A 3,350-nucleotide genomic window follows, 5' to 3' on the forward strand; every position below is an offset into this window, starting at 1 on the left:
CTTTATGCACCCTAATTTTAGCATAAAAAATATCCATTAACTTTTCTATACCTTCATTATTAATTTCACCATATTTCATAACTATATATCCTTATTCTATAATATAAAAATAGTATACTATATTTTAAAATAAAAAAAAGCGAAGAGATTAAAATTAACCCCTTCGCAAACAACAAACAAACTATATATTAATTATTTAGAATATTCATAGAAACCTTTACCAGTTTTTTGTCCGAGTAAACCGCCGCGAACCATTTTTCTAAGTAAAGCACTAGGTCTATATTTAGGGTCTCCAGTTTCTCTTTGAAGTACTTCCATAATAGCAAGTACAATATCAAGACCAATTAAATCACCTAAAGCCAAAGGACCCATAGGGTGATTAGCACCAAGTTTCATAGCATTATCTATACCCTCAGCAGAAGCAACTCCCATAGAATATAACTCTATAGCTTCGTTAATCATAGGTACTAATATACGGTTAACAACGAAACCAGCAGTCTCATTAACTTCAACAGGAGTTTTTCCAATTTCTTCAGATATTTTAATTATTTTTTCAACAACATCTCTAGGAGTATTGATACCAGAAATAACTTCAACCAATTTCATAACAGGAGCAGGATTAAAGAAGTGCATACCAACGACAGGTCTTCCAATACCAACACCTATTTCAGTAATAGAAAGAGAAGAAGTGTTAGAAGAGAAAATACAATCAGGCTTACAAATTTCATGTAATTCTTTGAAAGTAGTTTTTTTAACTTCCATATTTTCAAAAGCAGCCTCAACGATTAAATCGCAGTCTTTACAAATATCTTTTAAACCAATAGATATTTTAGATAAAATTTTATCAGCATCAGCTTTTTCCATTTTACCCTTAGCAATTCTTCCGTCAAAACTTTTAGCAATTCTAGCCTTACCGCTAGCAGCAAATTCTTCTTTAATATCACATAAACAAACTTCATAACCTTCAGTTTGAGCAAAAGCTTGAGCAATACCAGAGCCCATAGCTCCAGCACCTATAACACCAACTTTCATTTTAATTTCTCCTTTTTATAAAAATTTTGTAGTTTTATTAAATTTTAATTAATAAGAAAAATTTATTATCTATTAACAAATTTTTCAACTTTTCTCTTTTCTAAGAAAGCAGCCATACCCTCTCTCTGGTCTTCGCTTTCAAAACAATCCCCAAATAACTTTTCTTCTATAATAATAGCCATATCCATCTCAACATCAAGTCCCCTATTAATAGCCCTCTTACAATTACGAACAGCAATAGGAGCATTGTTAGCGATAGTTTGAGCTAATTTTTCAGCCTGAGGCATAAGTTCAGATTGAGTATAAACAGCATTAACCAAACCAATCCTATAAGCCTCATCAGCCTTAATGTTTTTAGCGGAATATATTAACTGTTTAGCCATACCAGCTCCCACTAATCTAGGAAGTCTCTGAGTACCGCCAAAACCAGGAGTAATACCAAGTCCAACTTCAGGCTGACCAAATATAGCATTATCAGAACAAATACGTATATCGCAGCTCATAGCTATTTCACAACCGCCGCCCAAAGCAAAACCATTAACAGCAGCAATAACAGGTATAGGGAAAGTTTCTATCTTTCTAAATACATCATTACCCTTTTTTCCAAAAGCCTCTCCCTCTATCTTGCTTGCCTTACTCATCTCAGATATATCAGCACCAGCAACAAAAGATTTCTCTCCCGCACCAGTTAATATCAAACATCTAATATTATTTATATCAACAGCATCTAAAGTTTTATCAAGTTCATCTAAAACTTGAGAGTTAAGGGCATTAAGAGCTTTTTCTCTGCTGATAGTGATAACACCAATCATACCCTTCTCTTCATACTTTACAAAATCCATCAATTTCTCCTTAAATAAAATATTATTATCTTGTAATAAATTAAAAACAGGTTTAGAAAAATATACTCTCTAAACCTGCACAACAAAATTATTACATTTCTACAATGGTAGCACAACCCATACCACCACCGATACACAAAGTAGCAAGTCCTCTTTTAGCTCCTTTAGCATCCATCTCATGAAGTAAAGTAACAAGTATTCTACAACCAGAAGCACCTACTGGGTGACCTAAAGCTATAGCTCCGCCATTAGGGTTAAGTTGTCTTTCAACATCTATTCCAAGCTCTCTGCCCACAGCAATAGATTGAGCAGCAAAAGCTTCATTAGATTCAATAATATCAAAATCTTTAATAGTTAAACCAGTACGAGCCAATACTTTTTTAGTAGCAGCAACAGGTCCTATACCCATAATTCTAGGTTCAACACCACCTAAAGCACCAGTAACCCAAGTAGCCATAGGTTTAATTCCTAATTCTTTAGCCTTATCTTCGCTCATTACAACAACAGCAGCAGCACCGTCATTGATACTAGAAGAATTACCAGCAGTAACTCTTCCGCCGTCTGGTTTGAAAGCAGGTTTTAATTTAGCCAAACTCTCAACTGTTGTACCAGCTCTAGGACCTTCATCTTTATCAAATACTACATCGCCTTTTTTAGTTTTTATTGTAACAGGTACAATTTCTCTTGTAAAGTTGCCTAAATCTTGAGCCTGAACAGCTTTTTGCTGAGATTTAGCAGCAAACTCATCTAATTCCTCACGAGTAATTTTCCAATCATCACAAATATTTTCTGCTGTAATACCCATATGATAATTATGGAAAGCATCAGTTAAAGCATCATTAACCATAGTATCTACAATAGTGTTATTTCCCATTCTATAACCATAACGAGCATTTTTCAAAGCATAAGGAGCCATACTCATATTTTCAGTTCCTCCTGCAACAACTATATCAGCATTACCAGCAAGTATCATATTAGCAGCTATATTAACAGCATCAAGTCCAGAACCGCAAACAACATTAAGAGTCATAGCAGGAACTTCAACTGGCAAACCAGCTTTAATAGAACATTGACGAGCAACGTTTTGTCCTTGTGAAGCTTGTATTACACAACCCATATAAACCATATCAACTTGATTAGGTTCTACTTTAGCTCTTTTTAAAGCTTCCTTAATAACTATAGCTCCTAACTCTGCAGCAGGAACAGTACTTAATGAACCTCCCATACTTCCTATAGGTGTACGGCAAGCACTAGCTATTACTACTTTCTTAGCCATAATAAAAATCTCCCCAAAAAATAATTTATTCACATCTTATATATTTTAATTTTTTATAATATGCTTTTAAAAGTATAGTACATTTTTATTTTTAATTCAATAAAACAGACAAAAATTTTATTATACCCTTATGTAGTATAATATTATTACAAGAAATTGTATAATTTAATATATTTTTTAAATAATGTTTATATTAACAT

At 33.2% G+C, this 3,350-nt stretch carries 3 protein-coding genes; all 3 read right to left on the reverse strand.

Going from position 1 to position 3,350, the window contains the following annotated elements; translation table 11 throughout:
* Positions 1–192 precede the first annotated feature (192 nt).
* Positions 193–1,032 (reverse strand): 3-hydroxyacyl-CoA dehydrogenase family protein, encoded by an 840-nt coding sequence (locus E6A48_RS06255; RefSeq protein ID WP_219709199.1) that lies wholly within the window; start codon positions 1,030–1,032, stop codon positions 193–195.
* 65 nt (positions 1,033–1,097) lie between these two features.
* A complete protein-coding gene (locus E6A48_RS06260; RefSeq protein WP_013243661.1) occupies positions 1,098–1,874 on the reverse strand; it encodes an enoyl-CoA hydratase-related protein in 777 nt (258 codons plus the stop codon).
* Between the two features lie 91 nt (positions 1,875–1,965).
* Entirely contained in the window at positions 1,966–3,150 is a 1,185-nt protein-coding gene (locus tag E6A48_RS06265) for an acetyl-CoA C-acetyltransferase (protein ID WP_219709200.1), read from the reverse strand.
* Between the last annotated feature and the right edge of the window lie 200 nt (positions 3,151–3,350).

This window comes from Brachyspira pilosicoli (genome assembly GCF_019402445.1).
Taxonomy (GTDB): Bacteria; Spirochaetota; Brachyspiria; order Brachyspirales; family Brachyspiraceae; genus Brachyspira; species Brachyspira pilosicoli_B.

Coding starts and splice junctions, on each gene's coding strand:
- E6A48_RS06255 (WP_219709199.1), bottom strand. CDS start 1,032: ATGAAAGTTGGTGTTATAGGTGCTGGAGCTATGGGCTCTGGTATTGCT.
- E6A48_RS06260 (WP_013243661.1), bottom strand. CDS start 1,874: ATGGATTTTGTAAAGTATGAAGAGAAGGGTATGATTGGTGTTATCACT.
- E6A48_RS06265 (WP_219709200.1), bottom strand. CDS start 3,150: ATGGCTAAGAAAGTAGTAATAGCTAGTGCTTGCCGTACACCTATAGGA.